Source organism: Shewanella sp. MF08487, from assembly GCF_050848685.1.
Lineage (GTDB): Bacteria > Pseudomonadota > Gammaproteobacteria > Enterobacterales > Shewanellaceae > Shewanella > Shewanella glacialipiscicola.
In genome coordinates this window covers 1-614 of record NZ_JBOZPB010000069.1, presented here as the reverse complement: position 1 = coordinate 614, position 614 = coordinate 1, and the positions used below count along the sequence as shown (strand labels likewise).

1 protein-coding gene is annotated in these 614 nt (G+C 55.9%); it reads left to right on the top strand.

All coding sequences use genetic code 11. The features are described 5' to 3' along the window. The coding region (locus tag ACRN9H_RS19665; protein ID WP_432315888.1) for a VCBS domain-containing protein at positions 1–614 on the top strand (614 nt) is incomplete at both ends.

Below are 614 nucleotides of genomic sequence, written 5' to 3'. Positions count from 1 at the left end.
GCGCTGGGCACTTTAGCCATTGATGCAAGCGGCAACTGGATCTACAACGTCGCGAACGCGGACGTGCAGTATCTGGGCGAAGGCGAAACCAAGGTTGAAACCTTTGTGGTGTTAAGTGCCGATGGCACTGAACACACGGTTACGATCACCATCACCGGTACCAATGATATTCCAGTGATTGCTGGCGATGATGTCGGCGCGGTCACCGAAGATGCAAGCAACCCAACCTTAACCGACAGCGGCGCCTTAACCATTACCGATGCCGATGGCGGCCAAGCGGTATTCCAAGTGGGCAACGGCACGCCCAGTGTTGGCGCGCTGGGCACTTTAGCCATTGATGCAAGCGGCAACTGGATCTACAACGTCGCGAACGCGGACGTGCAGTATCTGGGCGAAGGCGAAACCAAGGTTGAAACCTTTGTGGTGTTAAGTGCCGATGGCACTGAACACACGGTTACGATCACCATCACCGGTACCAATGATATTCCAGTGATTGCTGGCGATGATGTCGGCGCGGTCACCGAAGATGCAAGCAACCCAACCTTAACCGACAGCGGCGCCTTAACCATTACCGATGCCGATGGCGGCCAAGCGGTATTCCAAGTGGGCAACGG